This window comes from Vibrio sp. V15_P4S5T153 (assembly GCF_963874485.1).
In the GTDB taxonomy this organism is placed as follows: Bacteria; Pseudomonadota; Gammaproteobacteria; order Enterobacterales; family Vibrionaceae; genus Vibrio; species Vibrio anguillarum.
Genome location: NZ_CAWNHR010000011.1, coordinates 194026 through 210265 on the forward strand (window position 1 = coordinate 194026; position 16240 = coordinate 210265).

16 protein-coding genes are annotated in these 16240 nt (G+C 44.6%); 2 read left to right on the forward strand and 14 right to left on the reverse strand.

Translation table 11 applies throughout. The features are described 5' to 3' along the window. Positions 1-311: 311 nt before the first annotated feature. Positions 312-911, reverse strand: a complete 600-nt coding sequence (locus AACT42_RS02775) for a YitT family protein (protein ID WP_013857347.1) — start codon at positions 909-911, stop codon at positions 312-314. Positions 912-1257: 346 nt separating this feature from the next. On the opposite strand from AACT42_RS02775, the gene glyA reads away from it, so the two are divergent. Beyond that, complete coding sequence (gene glyA, locus AACT42_RS02780) at positions 1258-2508, forward strand: serine hydroxymethyltransferase (protein WP_013857345.1); 1251 nt, start codon at positions 1258-1260, stop codon at positions 2506-2508. A gap of 117 nt (positions 2509-2625) precedes the next feature. Here the strand turns inward: glyA and AACT42_RS02785 are convergent, their stop codons facing one another. From AACT42_RS02785 to leuS, 13 genes are all read right to left on the reverse strand, one after another. Further along, complete coding sequence (locus tag AACT42_RS02785) at positions 2626-2952, reverse strand: hypothetical protein (RefSeq protein WP_013857344.1); 327 nt, start codon at positions 2950-2952, stop codon at positions 2626-2628. A gap of 146 nt (positions 2953-3098) precedes the next feature. Beyond that, positions 3099-4067 (reverse strand): lipoyl synthase, encoded by a 969-nt coding sequence (gene lipA, locus AACT42_RS02790; RefSeq protein ID WP_013857343.1) that lies wholly within the window; start codon positions 4065-4067, stop codon positions 3099-3101. A gap of 5 nt (positions 4068-4072) precedes the next feature. Continuing rightward, entirely contained in the window at positions 4073-4726 is a 654-nt protein-coding gene (lipB, locus tag AACT42_RS02795) for a lipoyl(octanoyl) transferase LipB (RefSeq protein WP_064624745.1), read from the reverse strand. A gap of 213 nt (positions 4727-4939) precedes the next feature. Continuing rightward, positions 4940-5218: a DUF493 family protein YbeD gene (gene ybeD, locus AACT42_RS02800; protein ID WP_010317329.1), complete on the reverse strand. Its 279-nt coding sequence runs from the start codon at positions 5216-5218 to the stop codon at positions 4940-4942. 118 nt (positions 5219-5336) lie between these two features. Continuing rightward, entirely contained in the window at positions 5337-6515 is a 1179-nt protein-coding gene (locus AACT42_RS02805; RefSeq protein ID WP_064624748.1) for a serine hydrolase, read from the reverse strand. 92 nt (positions 6516-6607) lie between these two features. After that, entirely contained in the window at positions 6608-7390 is a 783-nt protein-coding gene (locus tag AACT42_RS02810; RefSeq protein WP_094132793.1) for a septal ring lytic transglycosylase RlpA family protein, read from the reverse strand. Between the two features lie 2 nt (positions 7391-7392). Continuing rightward, positions 7393-8514 (reverse strand): rod shape-determining protein RodA, encoded by a 1122-nt coding sequence (rodA, locus tag AACT42_RS02815; protein WP_013857338.1) that lies wholly within the window; start codon positions 8512-8514, stop codon positions 7393-7395. Further along, positions 8514-10394 carry a penicillin-binding protein 2 gene (gene mrdA, locus AACT42_RS02820; RefSeq protein WP_094132791.1) on the reverse strand — a complete coding sequence of 627 codons (1881 nt, stop codon included), beginning with the start codon at positions 10392-10394 and terminating at the stop codon, positions 8514-8516. Before mrdA ends, rodA begins: the two co-directional genes overlap by 1 nt. Before the next feature lie 6 nt (positions 10395-10400). Beyond that, positions 10401-10871, reverse strand: a complete 471-nt coding sequence (gene rlmH / locus AACT42_RS02825; RefSeq protein WP_013857336.1) for a 23S rRNA (pseudouridine(1915)-N(3))-methyltransferase RlmH — start codon at positions 10869-10871, stop codon at positions 10401-10403. 3 nt (positions 10872-10874) lie between these two features. Continuing rightward, positions 10875-11192: a ribosome silencing factor gene (gene rsfS, locus AACT42_RS02830; RefSeq protein WP_094132789.1), complete on the reverse strand. Its 318-nt coding sequence runs from the start codon at positions 11190-11192 to the stop codon at positions 10875-10877. A 62-nt stretch (positions 11193-11254) separates the two neighbouring features. Further along, positions 11255-12280 carry a DNA polymerase III subunit delta gene (gene holA, locus AACT42_RS02835; RefSeq protein ID WP_094132787.1) on the reverse strand — a complete coding sequence of 342 codons (1026 nt, stop codon included), beginning with the start codon at positions 12278-12280 and terminating at the stop codon, positions 11255-11257. A gap of 9 nt (positions 12281-12289) precedes the next feature. Next, positions 12290-12916 (reverse strand): LPS-assembly lipoprotein LptE, encoded by a 627-nt coding sequence (locus AACT42_RS02840; protein ID WP_064624756.1) that lies wholly within the window; start codon positions 12914-12916, stop codon positions 12290-12292. Between the two features lie 136 nt (positions 12917-13052). Further along, on the reverse strand, positions 13053-15626 hold the full coding sequence (gene leuS / locus AACT42_RS02845; protein WP_094132785.1) for a leucine--tRNA ligase: 2574 nt from the start codon (positions 15624-15626) through the stop codon (positions 13053-13055). A 122-nt stretch (positions 15627-15748) separates the two neighbouring features. Here leuS and AACT42_RS02850 point away from each other — a divergent pair, with 122 nt between their 5' ends. Beyond that, a complete protein-coding gene (locus AACT42_RS02850; protein WP_029388304.1) occupies positions 15749-16219 on the forward strand; it encodes a zinc ribbon-containing protein in 471 nt (156 codons plus the stop codon). Positions 16220-16240 lie beyond the last annotated feature (21 nt).

The window sequence follows — 16240 nt, forward strand, 5'->3', positions numbered from 1 at the left end:
ATTCTCATATTAAGCTCCGACGACTTCAACTGATCAGGTGCATCAAAAATAAGACGCGATGTGTGATATATGGAATGGGTGACTGTATTTTGGGTTTTTCAATTTGAGATGGAGTACCGAGAGTCGGATAAGGTGATGTAATCACTTGCTATTACTGCATTAGCTTAATGTGGTCACCTTGTTAGAGGTCCTCTATATAAGAGCCAGCTAATGTTTAAATAAAAATAATGGGGGGCATTTACGGTGTAAGAATTAAGGCTAAATTTGGTTGTGTTTTTATCTCTTCGTAATCTTATGGGTATTGCGACAGCTTAAGGGTAAGTCACGCTATATCGTGTGGGTTTATGATTCATTGCTAACACAAGGTTAAGTGAGACAGCCCCGAGCACAGACAGTGTGGCAATGGAAAACGAAACAAAAAAGGCAGAAGCAGCTAAAATTGAGCAATCTATAACCAACTGACTTTTGCCAACAGGGATCCCAAATTTATCTTGAATAAACAAACACAAGACATTAAAGCCACCCAAGCTGGAACGGTGACGAAAGAGAATTAACATGCCAAGACCCATTAATAATCCCCCGGCAATGGCGCAGTAAATTTCATTGACCATTTCCAAAGAAATTACCAAATAAAGATGGTCTGCAAAAATAGAGACTAATGCGCCGGATAGCGCGCTGTTGATGGCAAAGCGATGACCGAATCGTTTCCAAGCCAAAATGTAAAAAGGGGTGTTAGCCAAAAAATAAATGCTACCAAATGAGGCTGGGACTAACTGGCTGATCAGCAGTGCTAAACCAGCGGTTCCACCTGTCAGTAAATGAGCGGACTGGAGAAAGAAGACGCCTTGTGCGACCAAAAAGGTTCCCGTTAAAATGGCAACCCAATCTTCTTTACGTGTGTGTGTTCGCATCGATAAATAATTTTAATAGCTAAGAATGGCGAGCATAGTAAAGAAAAAGTAATATTTTCGGTAGATAGAGAGTGAAAATTGAGGTAAACCTATGTAATTGCAGCTTTACAAGGTGTAAAGCAGAATGGTTGACATACTAACTCATCATTATCCAACTTACTGTTTAGCATGAGTTACCTCACTATCCATTATGAAAAAACTGCATGATAATTTCTGTAATTTGTTCTTTATGACCCAGATCAAATTATGTAGAATGTGCGCCATATTACGGTGACGAAAACGTTTGCTTTTGGTCGTTGTGTGGTTTTTTTGAAACTTTCAGTAAAATCTGAGTCAGGAGATACAGATGCTTAAGCGTGATATGAACATCGCAGATTACGATGCGGACCTGTTCGCAGCTATTCAAGAAGAGACTCTTCGTCAGGAAGAACACATTGAACTTATCGCTTCGGAAAACTACACAAGCCCACGTGTAATGGAAGCGCAAGGTTCACAGCTCACCAATAAATACGCTGAAGGTTACCCAGGTAAACGCTATTACGGTGGTTGTGAGTTTGTCGATAAAGTAGAAACACTGGCGATTGAACGTGCGTGTGAACTGTTTGGTGCAGACTATGCGAACGTGCAGCCGCATTCAGGCTCACAAGCAAACAACGCGGTTTATATGGCTTTGCTTAACGCAGGTGATACCGTATTAGGAATGAGCTTGGCACACGGTGGCCATTTGACTCACGGTTCTCCTGTCAACTTTTCTGGTAAGCTGTACAACATCATTCCTTATGGCATTGATGCAAAAGGTCAAATTAACTACGAAGAGATGGAAGCATTAGCGGTTGAGCATCAGCCAAAAATGATCATCGGTGGGTTCTCTGCTTATTCACAAGTTTGCGACTGGAAAAGAATGCGTGAAATTGCTGATAAAGTGGGCGCTTACTTGTTCGTTGATATGGCGCATGTAGCTGGTTTGATTGCGGCGGGTGTTTACCCTAACCCAGTTCCTCATGCCCACGTAGTGACGACCACTACCCACAAAACACTGGCAGGTCCTCGTGGTGGCCTTATTCTTTCGAATGCAGGTGAAGACTTATATAAGAAGCTTAACTCAGCCGTATTCCCTGGTGGTCAAGGTGGTCCTTTAATGCACGTTATCGCAGGTAAAGCGGTTGCGTTCAAAGAAGCTCTAGAACCAGAGTTCAAAGAGTATCAAAAACGCGTAGTCGCCAATGCGAAAGCGATGGTGGCCGAGTTTTTGGCTCGTGGTTACAACATTGTTTCAGGTTCCACAGAAAATCACCTGTTCCTTGTCGATTTGATCGATAAAAATATTACAGGTAAAGATGCTGATGCGGCATTGGGTGCGGCTAACATTACAGTGAACAAAAACTCTGTACCGAATGATCCGCGTAGCCCATTTGTGACCTCTGGCATCCGCGTGGGTTCTCCATCAATTACTCGCCGTGGTTTTACTGAAGCTGATGCGAAAGCACTAGCTGGATGGATGTGTGATATTTTGGACAACATGGGTGATGAATCTGTTATTCAAGCAACGAAGGCAAAAGTGTTAGAAATTTGTAAGCGTTTGCCTGTATACGCGTAGTTTTACGCACAATAAAAAAGCTCCTAATATTTAGGAGCTTTTTTATTTGGTCATTATTTATTTTATTGAGCACCAATAAGAAGAGTGGCCTCTTGCTGTTGAATGTGCTCTGCAGAACTATTTTGCAATGCTGAGCAATGTGCCTGACTTACATTGAAAAGAGTAATATTTAGTGCTCTCGTTAAATTTGCCTAAACCTTCACCATCACAATACTCAATATTAATATTGCGCATGGTATCAAGTGTCTTTTCGCTATTTAAGGCAAACTTAGAGCCGTCAGCGCAGACAATACGAACGCGGCCATCATCACTTACAGAGTAAATGTTGACTTCAGTATTACAAAGCTCAAAGGAGGCTTCACGATAGTTATCTTGCTGAGTATTAGACGCACAACCGGCCATTAAAGTGGCTGTAACAAGTGCTAATGTACTGATCGTTTTCATATTAATAAATCCCTAGCTTTGTTATCTATTTTCTATGCCGTTAGCCTATAGAACATAGAATCAATATTCAAGCTTCAATCATTAACCGAGCAGAGTCTCAAAAACCGATGAGTAAACATCGGCTTGATTGAACTTGTGCTGTGTGGTTATTTCACTTCTAGCCCTTTGGCTTGCATATCCGCATGATAGGAGGAACGTACGAATGGGCCACAGGCGGCGTGAGTAAATCCAAGCTCTAGTGCGATCTCTTTAAGTTCGTCAAATTCAGACGGTGGAACGTAGCGTTCAACTGGCAGGTGATGGCGACTCGGTGCTAAATATTGACCAAGAGTAAGCATTGTGACGTCGTGAGCTCGAAGATCTTTCAATACTTCCACTATCTCTTCTTTTGTTTCACCAAGCCCCATCATGATGCCTGATTTGGTAGGGATACTTGGATGCTGTTGCTTGAATTTCTTCAACAGTTCCAATGACCATTTATAGTTTGCCCCAGGACGCGCCTTACGATATAGACGTGGTGCGGTTTCTAAGTTGTGGTTAAATACATCCGGTGGGTTATCTTTGAGTAGTTCAAGGGCGATATCCATACGGCCACGAAAATCCGGTACTAACGTTTCGATACGGATCTCTGGGTTTAATGCTCGAATTTCACGGTTACAGTCGGCAAAATGTTGGGCACCACCATCACGTAGGTCATCACGGTCAACTGAGGTGATAACCACGTATTTCAACTTCATATCCTTAATGGTTTGCGCCAGTTTTTGTGGTTCGTTTGTCTCTGGGGCATTTGGCCGTCCATGAGCAACGTCACAAAATGGGCACCGTCTTGTACAGATGGCGCCTAAAATCATAAAGGTGGCGGTTCCGTGGTTAAAGCATTCTGCTAGGTTAGGGCAAGACGCTTCTTCACACACCGAATGGAGATTATTTTTACGCATTGCCGATTTGATCTCTTGGATGCGTTGGCTATCACTCGGCAGCTTAATTTTCATCCACTCGGGCTTACGCAAAACTTCTTTTTGTTCGGCGGCTGGCATATTTTTTACAGGAATTAATGCCATCTTATCAGCGTCGCGGTATTTAACGCCTTTTTCCATTTGGATCGGTTTGCTCATGCTTTTTACCTTTGAAGAGGTGCTTCTGTGCTGAATTCTACTTGCTCGTAAGCCAATATGTTAACGAGTTCTATTATAAGTTGTTTTTCTACGGTTTGTAGTTCTGTCGGGCCGCCCAGTTCACTGACTTGGGCCATTTCTAAACCCTGATAGCCACAAGGGTTAATGCGTAGGAAAGGGGAGAGATCCATGTTGACGTTTAGCGCTAAACCATGAAACGAACAACCTTTACGGATCCGTAACCCAAGAGAGCAGATTTTTTTCCCTTTGACATAGACACCAGGGGCATCCGGTCTTGCGGCTGAGTCAATACGGTATGCTTGTAAGGTATTGATCACGATCTGTTCAATTTTGGTCACTAACTCTCTTACACCTAATTTTTTGCGGCGCAAATCGATCAAGAAATAAGCCACCAGTTGGCCTGGACCATGGTAGGTAACTTGGCCGCCTCGGTCACTTTGTACCACTGGAATATCGCCAGTATTGAGAAGATGCTCAGTTTTACCTGCTTGGCCTTGGGTAAAAACTGGTTGATGTTCGACAAGCCAAATCTGATCCGGTGTGCTTTCGGTTCTTGTATCGGTAAATTCATGCATAGCTTCCCATACAGGAAGGTATTCTTGGCGACCCAGACGTTTTACAACAAGCGAATTTAACATCAGCGTGACTCATCTACCGTATAAATAAAGTTTTTGGATTATAAACTTCTTCCAGCGAATGGACTACTAATGAGGACGATAAATTTGTCCTTAGTGTGATGGGGTATATGCTAGCTATATGATTTATATTAAAAAAGCAGCCTAAGCTGCTTTCAAAAAAAATTGAATAAATCAAAAAATGAGAGGCTAGGCATCTCAATCACGGTTTTTGGGCTACAGAACCATACGTACGATATCGATCTCGCCTAGCTCTTTGTACAGTATTTCAACTTGCTCGATAGAGGTGGCGGTAATGTTAATCGATAAGGAGTGATAAGTCCCTTTTGCACTGGGTTTAACTCGTGGGCTGTAATCACCTGGAGCGTGACGTTGGATAACTTCAAGAACCTTCTCTGGAAGTTCGGGCTTTGCGTGGCCCATCACCTTGTAGGTAAATGAACAAGGAAACTCGAGTAAGTCTTTGAGTTTTGCATCAGAGTTGATAGTCAGCATAATGGAAACTCCCGTTGATAATTCGATTAGCGGTGGCGAATACTACAGCGAATGTTGATGGAACTCAATAATCACAAAGCCGCGGTAAGGCGGCTTTGTTTTACTTCTATAAGGGATATCAGAATAACCCTTTGAAAAGTAATATAATGTAGTCCCAAAGACGGCTAAATATGCTGCCTTCATCCACATTTTCTAATGCCAAAAGAGGGTATTCAGCCACGTCTTTGCCATCAAGCTGGTAGTAAAGCTTACCGACCACATCACCTTGGCTTATTGGCGCTCTGAGCTCTTTTTCAAGAACAAAGCTTGCGCTGAGATCTTTCGCTTGACCGCGAGGGAGTGTAACGTAAGTATCTTCATTGACACCAAGCGCCACTTTATCCTTGTCACCCATCCAGATTTTTTCTTCGACGAATGTTTCACCTGCTTTGTGTGGCGCAACGGTTTCGAAGAATCTAAAGCCATAGCTCAGAAGTTTTTTGCTTTCTGATTTACGAGCATTTTCATCTTTGGTCCCCATAACCACAGCAACGAGGCGCATTTTCCCTTCCGTTGCAGAGCTAACTAAACTGTACCCAGCATTACTCGTATGACCGGTTTTAATACCATCTACGTTCATACTTTTATCCCACAGCAAACCATTTCGGTTGTACTGGGTAATCCCGTTATAGGTATATTTCTGCTCTGAATAAATACGGTACTCGTTTGGTACATCACGAATCAACGCTTGACCTAGTAGCGCCATGTCATATGGAGTTGAATAGAGATTTGGGTTATCTAGACCGTGTACGTTAGCAAAGTGCGTATTGCTCATTTTTAGTGAACTTGCCCACGCATTCATTAGGTCAACAAAAGCGTCTTCTGAGCCAGCAATGTGTTCAGCCATCGCCACGCAAGCGTCATTACCAGACTGAATGATGATACCTTTATTGAGTTCTTCTACGGTAACTGTAGTGCCGACTTCAATGAACATTTTTGAAGAGTCAGGATAATTCTTCGCCCACGCATTTTTACTGACCACCACTTTATCTTGCGGAGAGATATTGCCACGTTTCAGTTCTTGGCCAATCACGTAGCTGGTCATCATTTTCGTCAAACTTGCAGGTGAAAGTTTGGTATTCATCTCTTTTTCTGCCAGCACTTTACCTGAGTGGAAGTCCATCAATACATAGCCTTTAGCGGCAATCTGAGGAGCATCAGGTATCACGATAGGCGCAGAAAATACTGAGCTAGTAAAGGTTGCAGAAAGCGCAATAGAAGACGCTAGAATCGGTTTTAAGAATGTGTGTTTTTTCATGAGGAATGCAAATTATCTTATTAACTGTCCATATCTTAACAGAAACGACCTATCAAACCAGAGCTTGAATCAAGATCACTGGATTTGATAAGTCACTGAGTGACGGGTTGCGCTTTGATGAAGGCGGTCTCGTAACCGAGTAATTTAACTTTTTCTAGCGTTTGTTGAGTCAGGGCATCGTCATTAAATGGCCCTAAAAATACGCGATGACTGCCATTCACACTGTCTACAAAGCTTTCAACCGTCAATGTTTGACTCAATTGTTCGGATAAAGTTTGTATTCTTTGCTCTGATTTTGCAGAGGCAACTTGGATGAGATATTGAACCTTCTTTTTCTGTGGTGACGTCGTGATGGGTTTATCGATGGTGATGACTTCGATAGCCACATTCGCAGTCCCGGTTTGAACTACACCTAATTTGTAAGCGGCAGCGTAACTTAAATCAATAATTCGTCCCTCATGAAAGGGACCGCGATCGTTTACCCGAACGATCGCGGTTTTTTTGTTATCTAAATTCGTTACTTTAACGTAGCTGGGTAACGGCAACGTTTTATGGGCGGCCGTCATCGAATACATGTCGTAGATTTCACCGTTGGATGTCAGATGTCCATGAAACTTTTTTCCATACCACGAGGCTTGGCCTTTCTCTGTAAATCCTTTGGCCTCTTTGACAATGGTGTAGTTTATGCATCTCAAAGTGTAATTCTTGTTGCCGCCCAAACTATAGGGTTCGTATTGCGGATGTGCATCTTCAATATGCTCAACCGAGAGTGGCGTGTTAGGGGCCACGTCGTCTGTTATTGAATAGCGGCTTGAAGAGCTACAACCGATGAGAAATAGACTCGTTAATATAAAGATAAATAGGGAGTTTCTCATGCTTAGGTTGCCTTAGAAAATGCTTTTCGGTGAGTGTGGATAGACATCAGTATGCCAAAGCCAGCCATGAGAGTGACCATGGATGTGCCACCATAGCTGATGAGAGCCAAGGGAACACCAACCACGGGTAAAATACCACTGACCATACCTATATTTACAAAAACGTAAACAAAGAAGCTGAGTACAATACTTCCAGCCATCATTCGGCCGAAAGCCGTTTGTGCGTTGCTCGCGAGGTATAGACCACGTCCGATGATAAAAAGATAAATAGCGAGTAAACACAAGATGCCAATCATGCCCCACTCTTCAGCAATGACGGCAAAAATGAAGTCGGTGTGCCGCTCAGGTAAGAATTCAAGTTGCGACTGTGTGCCGTGTAGCCATCCTTTTCCTGACAACCCACCAGACCCAATGGCTATTTTACTCTGAATGATATGATAGCCTGCACCGAGTGGATCGGATTCCGGATTGAAAAGTGTTCTGACTCGGGTTTTTTGATATTCACGCATCAGGAAGAACCAAAGCACAGGTATGAAGCCACCCAAAGCCACGGCGGCAGAAAAAATGATTCGCCAGCTTATTCCAGATAAGAAAATGACAAAAATGCCGGAGGCTGCAATCAATATTGAAGTGCCAAGATCGGGCTGCTTCGCGATTAGCACGGTAGGGATAAACACCATTAACAGCGAAACGACTAGGGTTTTAAAGGTGGGTGGAAGAGAACGTTTCCCTATGTAGCGAGCGACCATGAGAGGCACTGCGAGTTTAAGCAATTCTGAGGGCTGAAAACGAACAAAGCCTAAATTTAACCAGCGCTGAGCTCCCTTGGACGATTCGCCAAAAAACAGCACGCCGAGCAACAGCAGTACGCCACAGAAAAACATAAAGGGTGCAAGAGACTCATAAGTTCTTGGGGAAATTTGAGCAAGAAAGATCATCACACCAAGAGCCAGTACCATACGCATAGCTTGGCGATCCATCATAGTTAAGCTCTGACCGCTGGCGCTGTACATCACGACCAGCCCAAACCCCATCAATAACAAAATACCCAGCAGTAATGGCAAGTCGATGTGCAAGCGCTCAAAAAGCGCTCGATTTTGTCCTGTTGAAGGATCCAGTTCCATTATTTTTCAGCCTCTTTACCTAGAATGGCGCGGTCAAATATTTTCCTAACAACGGGTCCACCATTGCCAGAACCTCCCCCTGCGTTTTCGAGTACCAGAGTGACAATGAGCTGCGGGTCATCTACAGGCGCAAAGCCTGTGAATAGGGCATGGTCACGAAGGTGTTCGGCTAATTCATCGGCCTTATACACTTGGTTTTCTGCCAAGCCAAACACTTGCGCAGTTCCAGATTTTCCAGCGCTGACATATTTCATATTGGTAAATGAGCGCCGTGCGGTTCCTTTTTTACCGTGGTTTACAAGACGCATGCCATTGATTGCGATGTCCCAATAGCGTTTCGGCACCCCTTCGATCGGTGGCGAAGTTTCTAATTCTGAAAGCTCTTGCCTGCTAAACTCTTCACCATTTTTGAGCGTCGAACGCAATAAATGCGGCGCAATCACTTTGCCGTGATTAACAAGCACGGAAGTCGCTTTGGCAATTTGCATCGGTGTTGATGTCCAATACCCTTGGCCAATGCCGACCGGAATCGTATCACCTTGATACCAAGGGGTTCGGTGACGTGCCATTTTCCACTCACGCGTTGGCATGTTCGCTTTGCCTTCTTCATAAATGTCTAAACCTGTATAGTCACCAAAGCCAAATTTCATCATCCAACTAGAGAGACGATCAATACCCAAGTCGTAGGCGATTTGGTAAAAGAAGGTATCGACAGACTCTTCGAGCGCCTTATTAATGTCCACTCGACCATGCCCCCAGCGCAACCAGTCTCGGAAGGGCCGCGTTTTGGAGTTTGGTATCACCCAATAACCAGGATCATTACGTGTTGTTGTTGGGGTTATAACCCCTTCTTGAAGTGCAGCGACGGCAATAAAAGGTTTAATCGTTGAGCCGGGAGGGTAAATACCAAGTGTCGCTCGATTGACTAACGGGCGGTCTGGGTCATTGAGAAGTTCGTTGTAGGCGGCGCTAGAAATACCATGTACGAATGGGTTTGGATCGTAGCTTGGACTTGATGCCATGGTAAGGACACCGTTATCTTTTGGATCGAGCACTACAATTGAACCTCGACGGCCATCCAACAACTTGTGCACATAAAGCTGCAGATCAATGTCCAAGCTTAATACAATGTCTTTCCCTGCCACGGGAGGGACGTATTTTAAGGTGCGAATGATGCGTCCTCGGCTATTGACCTCAACTTCTTGGTAGCCAGCCGTGCCGTGCAGCACATCCTCATAAAAGCGTTCAATCCCCAGTTTGCCAATATCACGAGTGGCTTGGTAATTGGCTGAGCGCTCTTCGCGTTCTAGACGTTCCATATCTCGGTCATTGATTCTGGATACATAACCGATAACATGAGTGAGAACTTCACCATAGGGGTAGTAGCGCTTTAAGCTTGCGCTTACTGATACACCGGGAAACTTGTGCTGATTGACCGAAAAAATGGCCACTTCTTCCGGTGTTAACTGTGTCAAAAGCGGCACTGAATTAAACCGGCGTGTCTGACGACGCTCTTTTTCAAAGGTGGCAATTTTTTCTGGTGAGATGGTCAGGTATTGCTGTAAGCGCGTGATCGTATCATCCATATCGCGCACTTGCTCAGGTGTGATCTCTAAGTTGAATACAGGGCGGTTTTCCGCTAGTAGCACACCATTGCGGTCATAAATTAACCCTCGATTAGGCGCAATCGGGACGATTTTGATTCGGTTATCGTTGGATCGCGTTTTGTAATCTTGATATTGATTAATTTGAATATGGTACAAATTGGTAAGCAGAACGCCCACCAGTATGATGATCGCAATAAAAGAGACAATTGCTCGGTTGCGAAACAGCCGAGCTTCTGATTGGTAGTCACGAATTTGGCTACGCTTACGTAACATGAATAGTTATTCTCGGTGATAAGGGTGATTAGCCGTAATACTCCAAGCGCGGTACAAACTCTCTGCCATGACCACTCGAACCAAAGGGTGAGGAAGTGTCAACGGCGAAAGCGACCAGCTCTGCTCTGCGGCGGCTTTGCATGCAGGAGAAAGCCCTTCAGGGCCACCAATTAAAATCGATACATCACGGGCATCGAGCTTCCAACTTTCAAGTTGTTCCGCCAGTTGTTCGGTATCCCAACGCTTACCTGGAATATCGAGAGTAACAATTCGATTGCTTTTTGGCACGGCCGCGAGCATAGCTTCGCCTTCTTTTTGCAAAATTCTTGCAATATCCGCATTTTTGCCACGTTTGCCCGCTTGTATCTCCACTAATTCAAGCGGCATATCGTGTGGAAAACGTCGGCGGTACTCTTGAAAGCCTTCTTCTACCCATTTCGGCATTTTGGTACCAACGGCAATCAACTGAATTTTCAAAACTTAACTCCAAAGTTTTTCAAGCTGGTACAGATCACGGTGCTCTTCTTGCATAACATGCAACATGCTGCTGCCCATGTCTAGCACGACCCATTCACCTTCACTTTCGCCATCCATACCCAGTGGTTCGATGCCCACTTTTTTGACTTCAGTTGCGACATGTTCGGCAATCGAGGCTACATGTCGTTTTGATGTGCCTGTGCAAATGATCATGTAATCGGTGATGCTAGATTTTCCCTTAACATCTAAGGTTTTGATATCAATGGCTTTCATATCGTCGGCTTTATCGGCAAGAAAGTCTTTCAATTCGTGGTGTTGCAAGCGTCATCTCCTTTAAAAATTGGTCTGGTTACTGACAAAATGGCGCGGAGTATAACACGCCTTCAAGCCAACTTTGATACAACGGACTGTGGCAAGCAAAATTCGATACTGATTTGCTGCAATATTGGCCAAGTTGAGGTTTCATACTGAGTTTTAGTTACTCTTTCGGCTTGGGTGAGTAATGCAATCAGCTGTTTGAGTTTATCTCTCGATAGTCTTTTTAAGCTTGCCGCGTACCAAGGTCGCTTGGATTGCCAAATTCGGTACTTATCAAAGATTGAGCCAATCGGCATCTGGGTTAAATCTTGATGCATTTGCAGCAGCAGTAGCAGCTCTTTTTGTAGGCTACGTATCAGAATCACAGGCTCAGTGCCTTCGGTAATGAGCTGGCGTAAAATACGTTGTGACCGATTCGCTTGCCCTTCGAGCAGCGCATCGACCCAGTGAAAGACGGTGAAGTGGTTATGTCGGCTTAATGATTCTTCTAAGCGGATCAGCGTCAGTAAGCCATCTGGATAGAGTAGCGCGAGTTTTTCTAAGCTTTGAGATAGTGCGAACAGATTGCCTTCATGCCATTGCGCCAGCATCTGCACTGCTTCTTGATCAGGTTTTAGCCCCAATGTGTGGCAGCGCATCATGACAAATTGTGGCAGTTTGCTGATATCCGGGGTTAAGCAACTCACCCAACATCCTAGGCTTGAGAGTGTCTTAAACCATTTAGTGCTTTCTTGTGCTTTGGTCAATTTCTCACCGATGATCACAAGTAGTACGTCAGGATGAAGCGATTGACCTAGGGCGACGAGCTCTTTTGCTGTTGCTGCATTTGCACCCGTTTCAGGTAATTCAATTTCAATGATTTTTTTGCTGGAAAATAAACTTAAAGCCTGGCAGCAGTCATAGACTTGATCCCAGTTTAAATGGGTATCGGCACTGAAACGATGGCGTTCTTCAAATCCTTGTTCTAACGCTTTTTTCTCTATCGCCACGCGTGATTCTTGCAGCAATAGCGGTTCGTTGCCAAACAGTAAGTAAAGTCCCATCAAGGGCCTGTTTAAGTGATCGGCCAGCTTGTCAGCAAATATTCTCATTACTCGCCTTTAGTTTGTCGCAGGAGCCGTGAATTGTGACGGTTCACTTTCCACGGTGTTTATCTCATAGGCCTGCTGGTCTGTTCGCTGCTGTTCATTTTCTTGTTGTTCAAGTTGATGTTCATTCGCTGCAATATCGGCTTTTAGACGTGCCATTTGGCGTAAAATTTGAGTTGCAGCTAGTTTGCGCATCTCATCTTCAATCATGTCTCGCTCTACCGATTTGGCGAGAGCGGTTAATGGGTTATCAAGATAGCTACGAGTCACACTGGTTGAAAACGTTTTTATCCCCACTTCAGGTAGGGTGACGCTATAGGAGGCGTTGAACGTCAATTCCAATTCAGCAGCACGAGTATTTTGATAAAGCGAAAGCGTCCGTTCACCAACACTCTCGCTTATTAGATAGATGTTTGGCACCGTCTCTGAGGGGGAAACAATCTCAATGTCACTCATTCGTAATTGATTTTTTACCATACGAGTGAAGGTACTGTATTGATCATAGCTGGTGACAGAGACACGATTGAGTTCTTCGGGAACGGAGTAATCGCCACGCAGATGAAAGCCGCAAGCTGAGAGTAGGCTGCTCATAATAACAATTAACGATAATTTCAGAGAGTAAGACGAAATTTGGCGCATTGGGGTTAAGTTCTCATATATTTAGGTGACTTATCTTAGCGCTCTATAGCTCTGTGGGTAAGAACGCTAAGATAAATCAACAGGGCAGCGAGCTACCCTGTTGATAAACCAATTATTACGACATTAGGCTGCGATATTAGTTCGCAACGATGTTCAGTAACTTACCTGGTACATAGATAACTTTACGCACGGTTAAGCCATCCGTAAATTTCATGACGTTCTCGTCCGCTAAACCGAGTGCTTCAACCTGATCTTTACTTGCATCAGCGGCTACGGTCAGCTTACCACGAAGTTTTCCGTTAACTTGTAGGACGATCAGTTTTTCATCTTCCACTAGGGCGGATTCGTCGTAGGTCGGCCACACGGTATTATCTACATCACTCTCACCCAGTGCATTCCACAGTTCAAAGCTGATATGAGGAGTGATTGGGTAAAGCATGCTGACAACCGCTTTTAAAGCCTCGTCGAGAATGGCCCGATCTTGCATGGATTCTTGTGACGCTTTAGTGAGTTTATTCATCAACTCCATAATCGCAGCAATGGCGGTATTGAACGTCTGGCGGCGTGCAATATCGTCAGTCACTTTGGCGATGGTTTTATGCACATCACGACGTAGCGCTTTTTGTTCACCAGTAAGAGAGGCGCTATCTACCGCTTCAGCTACACCTTTAGCGCTATGTTCTGCAACCAGTTTCCAGACGCGTTTTAGGAAGCGGTTAGCACCTTCTACACCAGACTCTTGCCATTCAAGCGTCATGTCAGCCGGAGAGGCAAACATCATGAATAGACGAACCGTATCGGCGCCATACTTATCAACCATCTCTTGCGGGTCGATACCGTTGTTTTTCGACTTAGACATTTTGATCATGCCTGAGTGCTCAACGTTGCGGCCTTGGTTGTCTACGGCTTGAGTGATGCGGCCTTTACCGTCGCGTTCCACTTTTACGTCAGTTGGCGCTACCCACTCTTTGGTGCCTTTCTCGTTCGTGTGGTAGAACGCATCTGCCAATACCATGCCTTGGCAAAGTAGTTGCTTGAAAGGTTCATCTGAAGTGACATAGCCTGCATCACGCAATAGCTTATGGAAGAAGCGTGAGTAGAGCAGGTGCATACAAGCATGCTCAATACCACCGATGTATTGGTCTACTGGTAACCAGTAGTTTGCCTTCGCTGGGTCTAAAATATCGTCCGCTTGTGGTGAACAGTAACGAGCGTAATACCAAGACGACTCCATAAACGTATCGAAGGTATCGGTTTCACGTAGTGCAGGCTCGCCATTAAAGGTGGTTTTGGCCCACTCTTTGTCGGCTTTGATTGGGCTAGTTACACCATCCATCACAACATCTTCTGGTAGAATGACGGGCAGTTGATCAATTGGCACTGGGTGAACTTGGCCATCTTCAGTGGTCACCATAGGAATCGGCGCGCCCCAGTAACGTTGGCGAGAAACCCCCCAGTCACGTAGACGGAAATTAACGGTTTTCTTGCCTTTACCTTCAGCTTCCAGCTTGGCTGCAATAGCATCAAATGCTGCTTGGAAGGCTAAACCATCAAATTCGCCAGAACCAAATAGGACTCCTTTTTCAGTGTACGCAGCGCTAGACACATCGACTTCAGAGCCATCTTCTGGTTTGATGACTGGAATGATGTCTAGGCCATATTTGGTGGCGAACTCAAAATCACGTTGGTCATGAGCAGGTACGGCCATCACCGCGCCTGTACCGTAATCCATCAGCACAAAGTTGGCGATATAAATAGGCACTTCACGACCATTTAAAGGATGAATGGCCGTTAGGCCCGTATCCATGCCTTTCTTTTCCATGGTCGCCAGTTCAGCTTCTGCAACTTTGGTGTTCTTACATTCGTCAATAAAAGAAGCTAAAGCAGGGTTATTTTGCGCTGCAATGGTCGCTAATGGATGACCAGCCGCAATGCCCACATAAGTGACACCCATCAAGGTATCAGGGCGAGTGGTATAGACGTCGAGATCTGAATGACCGTTGACACCAAACTTGAGCTCTACGCCTTCTGAGCGACCAATCCAGTTACGCTGCATGGTTTTGACCATTTCAGGCCAACCTTCTAAGTTCTCTAAATCGTCCAACAGTTCTTGTGCGTACGCGGTGATCTTAATAAACCATTGTGGGATCTCTTTTTGTTCTACTGGTGTATCACAACGCCAGCAGCAGCCATCTTCAACTTGCTCGTTAGCGAGAACGGTTTGGTCGTTTGGACACCAGTTAACGGAAGAGGTTTTCTTGTAGACTAAGCCTTTTTGATACAGCTTAGTGAAGAACTCTTGTTCCCAGCGGTAATATTCTGGCGTGCAAGTGGCGAATTCACGGCTCCAATCGTAGCCAAAACCCAGCAGTTTTAACTGGTTTTTCATGTACTGAATGTTTTCGTAGGTCCAAGGCGCTGGTGCCGTTTTGTTTTTTACAGCCGCATTTTCAGCGGGTAGGCCAAATGCGTCCCAACCAATGGGCTGCATAACGTTTTTGCCTTGCAGACGTTGAAAACGAGAGACTACATCACCGATAGTATAGTTACGCACGTGACCCATGTGCAGTCGGCCACTTGGGTATGGGAACATAGAAAGACAGTAGAATTTTTCTTTATTTGGGTCTTCACTTACAACAAAGGTCTTGTTGTCATCCCAGTGCTGTTGAACTTTTTGTTCAATATCTTGCGGGTTATATTGCTCTTGCATCGATGATATCCGGTTATCTTGGAATTTGTGAGTTCGGTTAGAACAGAGTCTAATAGATCGACATAGAATACCTAAAGCAGGGGTACACAACAATAGCCAATCTGGTTTGATGGAGGTGGGTGATGCCAAAACGTAAAACAAGTTACGAAGAGATTGTGGATGACGTGATTGAAACGCTCAAACATAGTCCTGATGAAATGTCCCAAGTTTTGCAGACATCAGGTAAGGTTGTTGATGCTGCCAATAATCTCACCAAAGATGAATTGGCGCTTATTTCTGCCTATGTAAAAGCGGATCTCAAAGAATTCGCGGATAGTTTTGAAGAGAGTAGAAGCAGCCCATTTTCATTGATGATTACCAATTCAATTTGGCAGGGGCTTTTTGAAATCACCGATAAAACAAAAGTGGAATGGGTGGAATTGTTTCAAGATTTAGAACGACAAGGTTTGTATCAAGCGGGGGAGATGATAGGCCTTGGGATGTTAGTGTGTGACCATTGTGGGCATAAAACCCAGTATAATCATCCAACTGAAATTATGCCTTGTATTCAATGTGGGCAAACGGCTTTTACTCGTCAGCCATTAAAACCTTAAGTGTTGCTGATAGAAAACCTC

Bases quoted from the DNA above. Each gene is read 5' to 3' on its own strand.
- AACT42_RS02775 (WP_013857347.1), bottom strand. From the start codon at position 911: ATGCGAACACACACACGTAAAGAAGATTGGGTTGCCATTTTAACGGGA.
- glyA (WP_013857345.1), top strand. From the start codon at position 1,258: ATGCTTAAGCGTGATATGAACATCGCAGATTACGATGCGGACCTGTTC.
- AACT42_RS02785 (WP_013857344.1), bottom strand. From the start codon at position 2,952: ATGAAAACGATCAGTACATTAGCACTTGTTACAGCCACTTTAATGGCC.
- lipA (WP_013857343.1), bottom strand. From the start codon at position 4,067: ATGAGCAAACCGATCCAAATGGAAAAAGGCGTTAAATACCGCGACGCT.
- lipB (WP_064624745.1), bottom strand. From the start codon at position 4,726: ATGTTAAATTCGCTTGTTGTAAAACGTCTGGGTCGCCAAGAATACCTT.
- ybeD (WP_010317329.1), bottom strand. From the start codon at position 5,218: ATGCTGACTATCAACTCTGATGCAAAACTCAAAGACTTACTCGAGTTT.
- AACT42_RS02805 (WP_064624748.1), bottom strand. From the start codon at position 6,515: ATGAAAAAACACACATTCTTAAAACCGATTCTAGCGTCTTCTATTGCG.
- AACT42_RS02810 (WP_094132793.1), bottom strand. From the start codon at position 7,390: ATGAGAAACTCCCTATTTATCTTTATATTAACGAGTCTATTTCTCATC.
- rodA (WP_013857338.1), bottom strand. From the start codon at position 8,514: ATGGAACTGGATCCTTCAACAGGACAAAATCGAGCGCTTTTTGAGCGC.
- mrdA (WP_094132791.1), bottom strand. From the start codon at position 10,394: ATGTTACGTAAGCGTAGCCAAATTCGTGACTACCAATCAGAAGCTCGG.
- holA (WP_094132787.1), bottom strand. From the start codon at position 12,280: ATGAGAATATTTGCTGACAAGCTGGCCGATCACTTAAACAGGCCCTTG.
- AACT42_RS02840 (WP_064624756.1), bottom strand. From the start codon at position 12,916: ATGCGCCAAATTTCGTCTTACTCTCTGAAATTATCGTTAATTGTTATT.
- leuS (WP_094132785.1), bottom strand. From the start codon at position 15,626: ATGCAAGAGCAATATAACCCGCAAGATATTGAACAAAAAGTTCAACAG.
- AACT42_RS02850 (WP_029388304.1), top strand. From the start codon at position 15,749: ATGCCAAAACGTAAAACAAGTTACGAAGAGATTGTGGATGACGTGATT.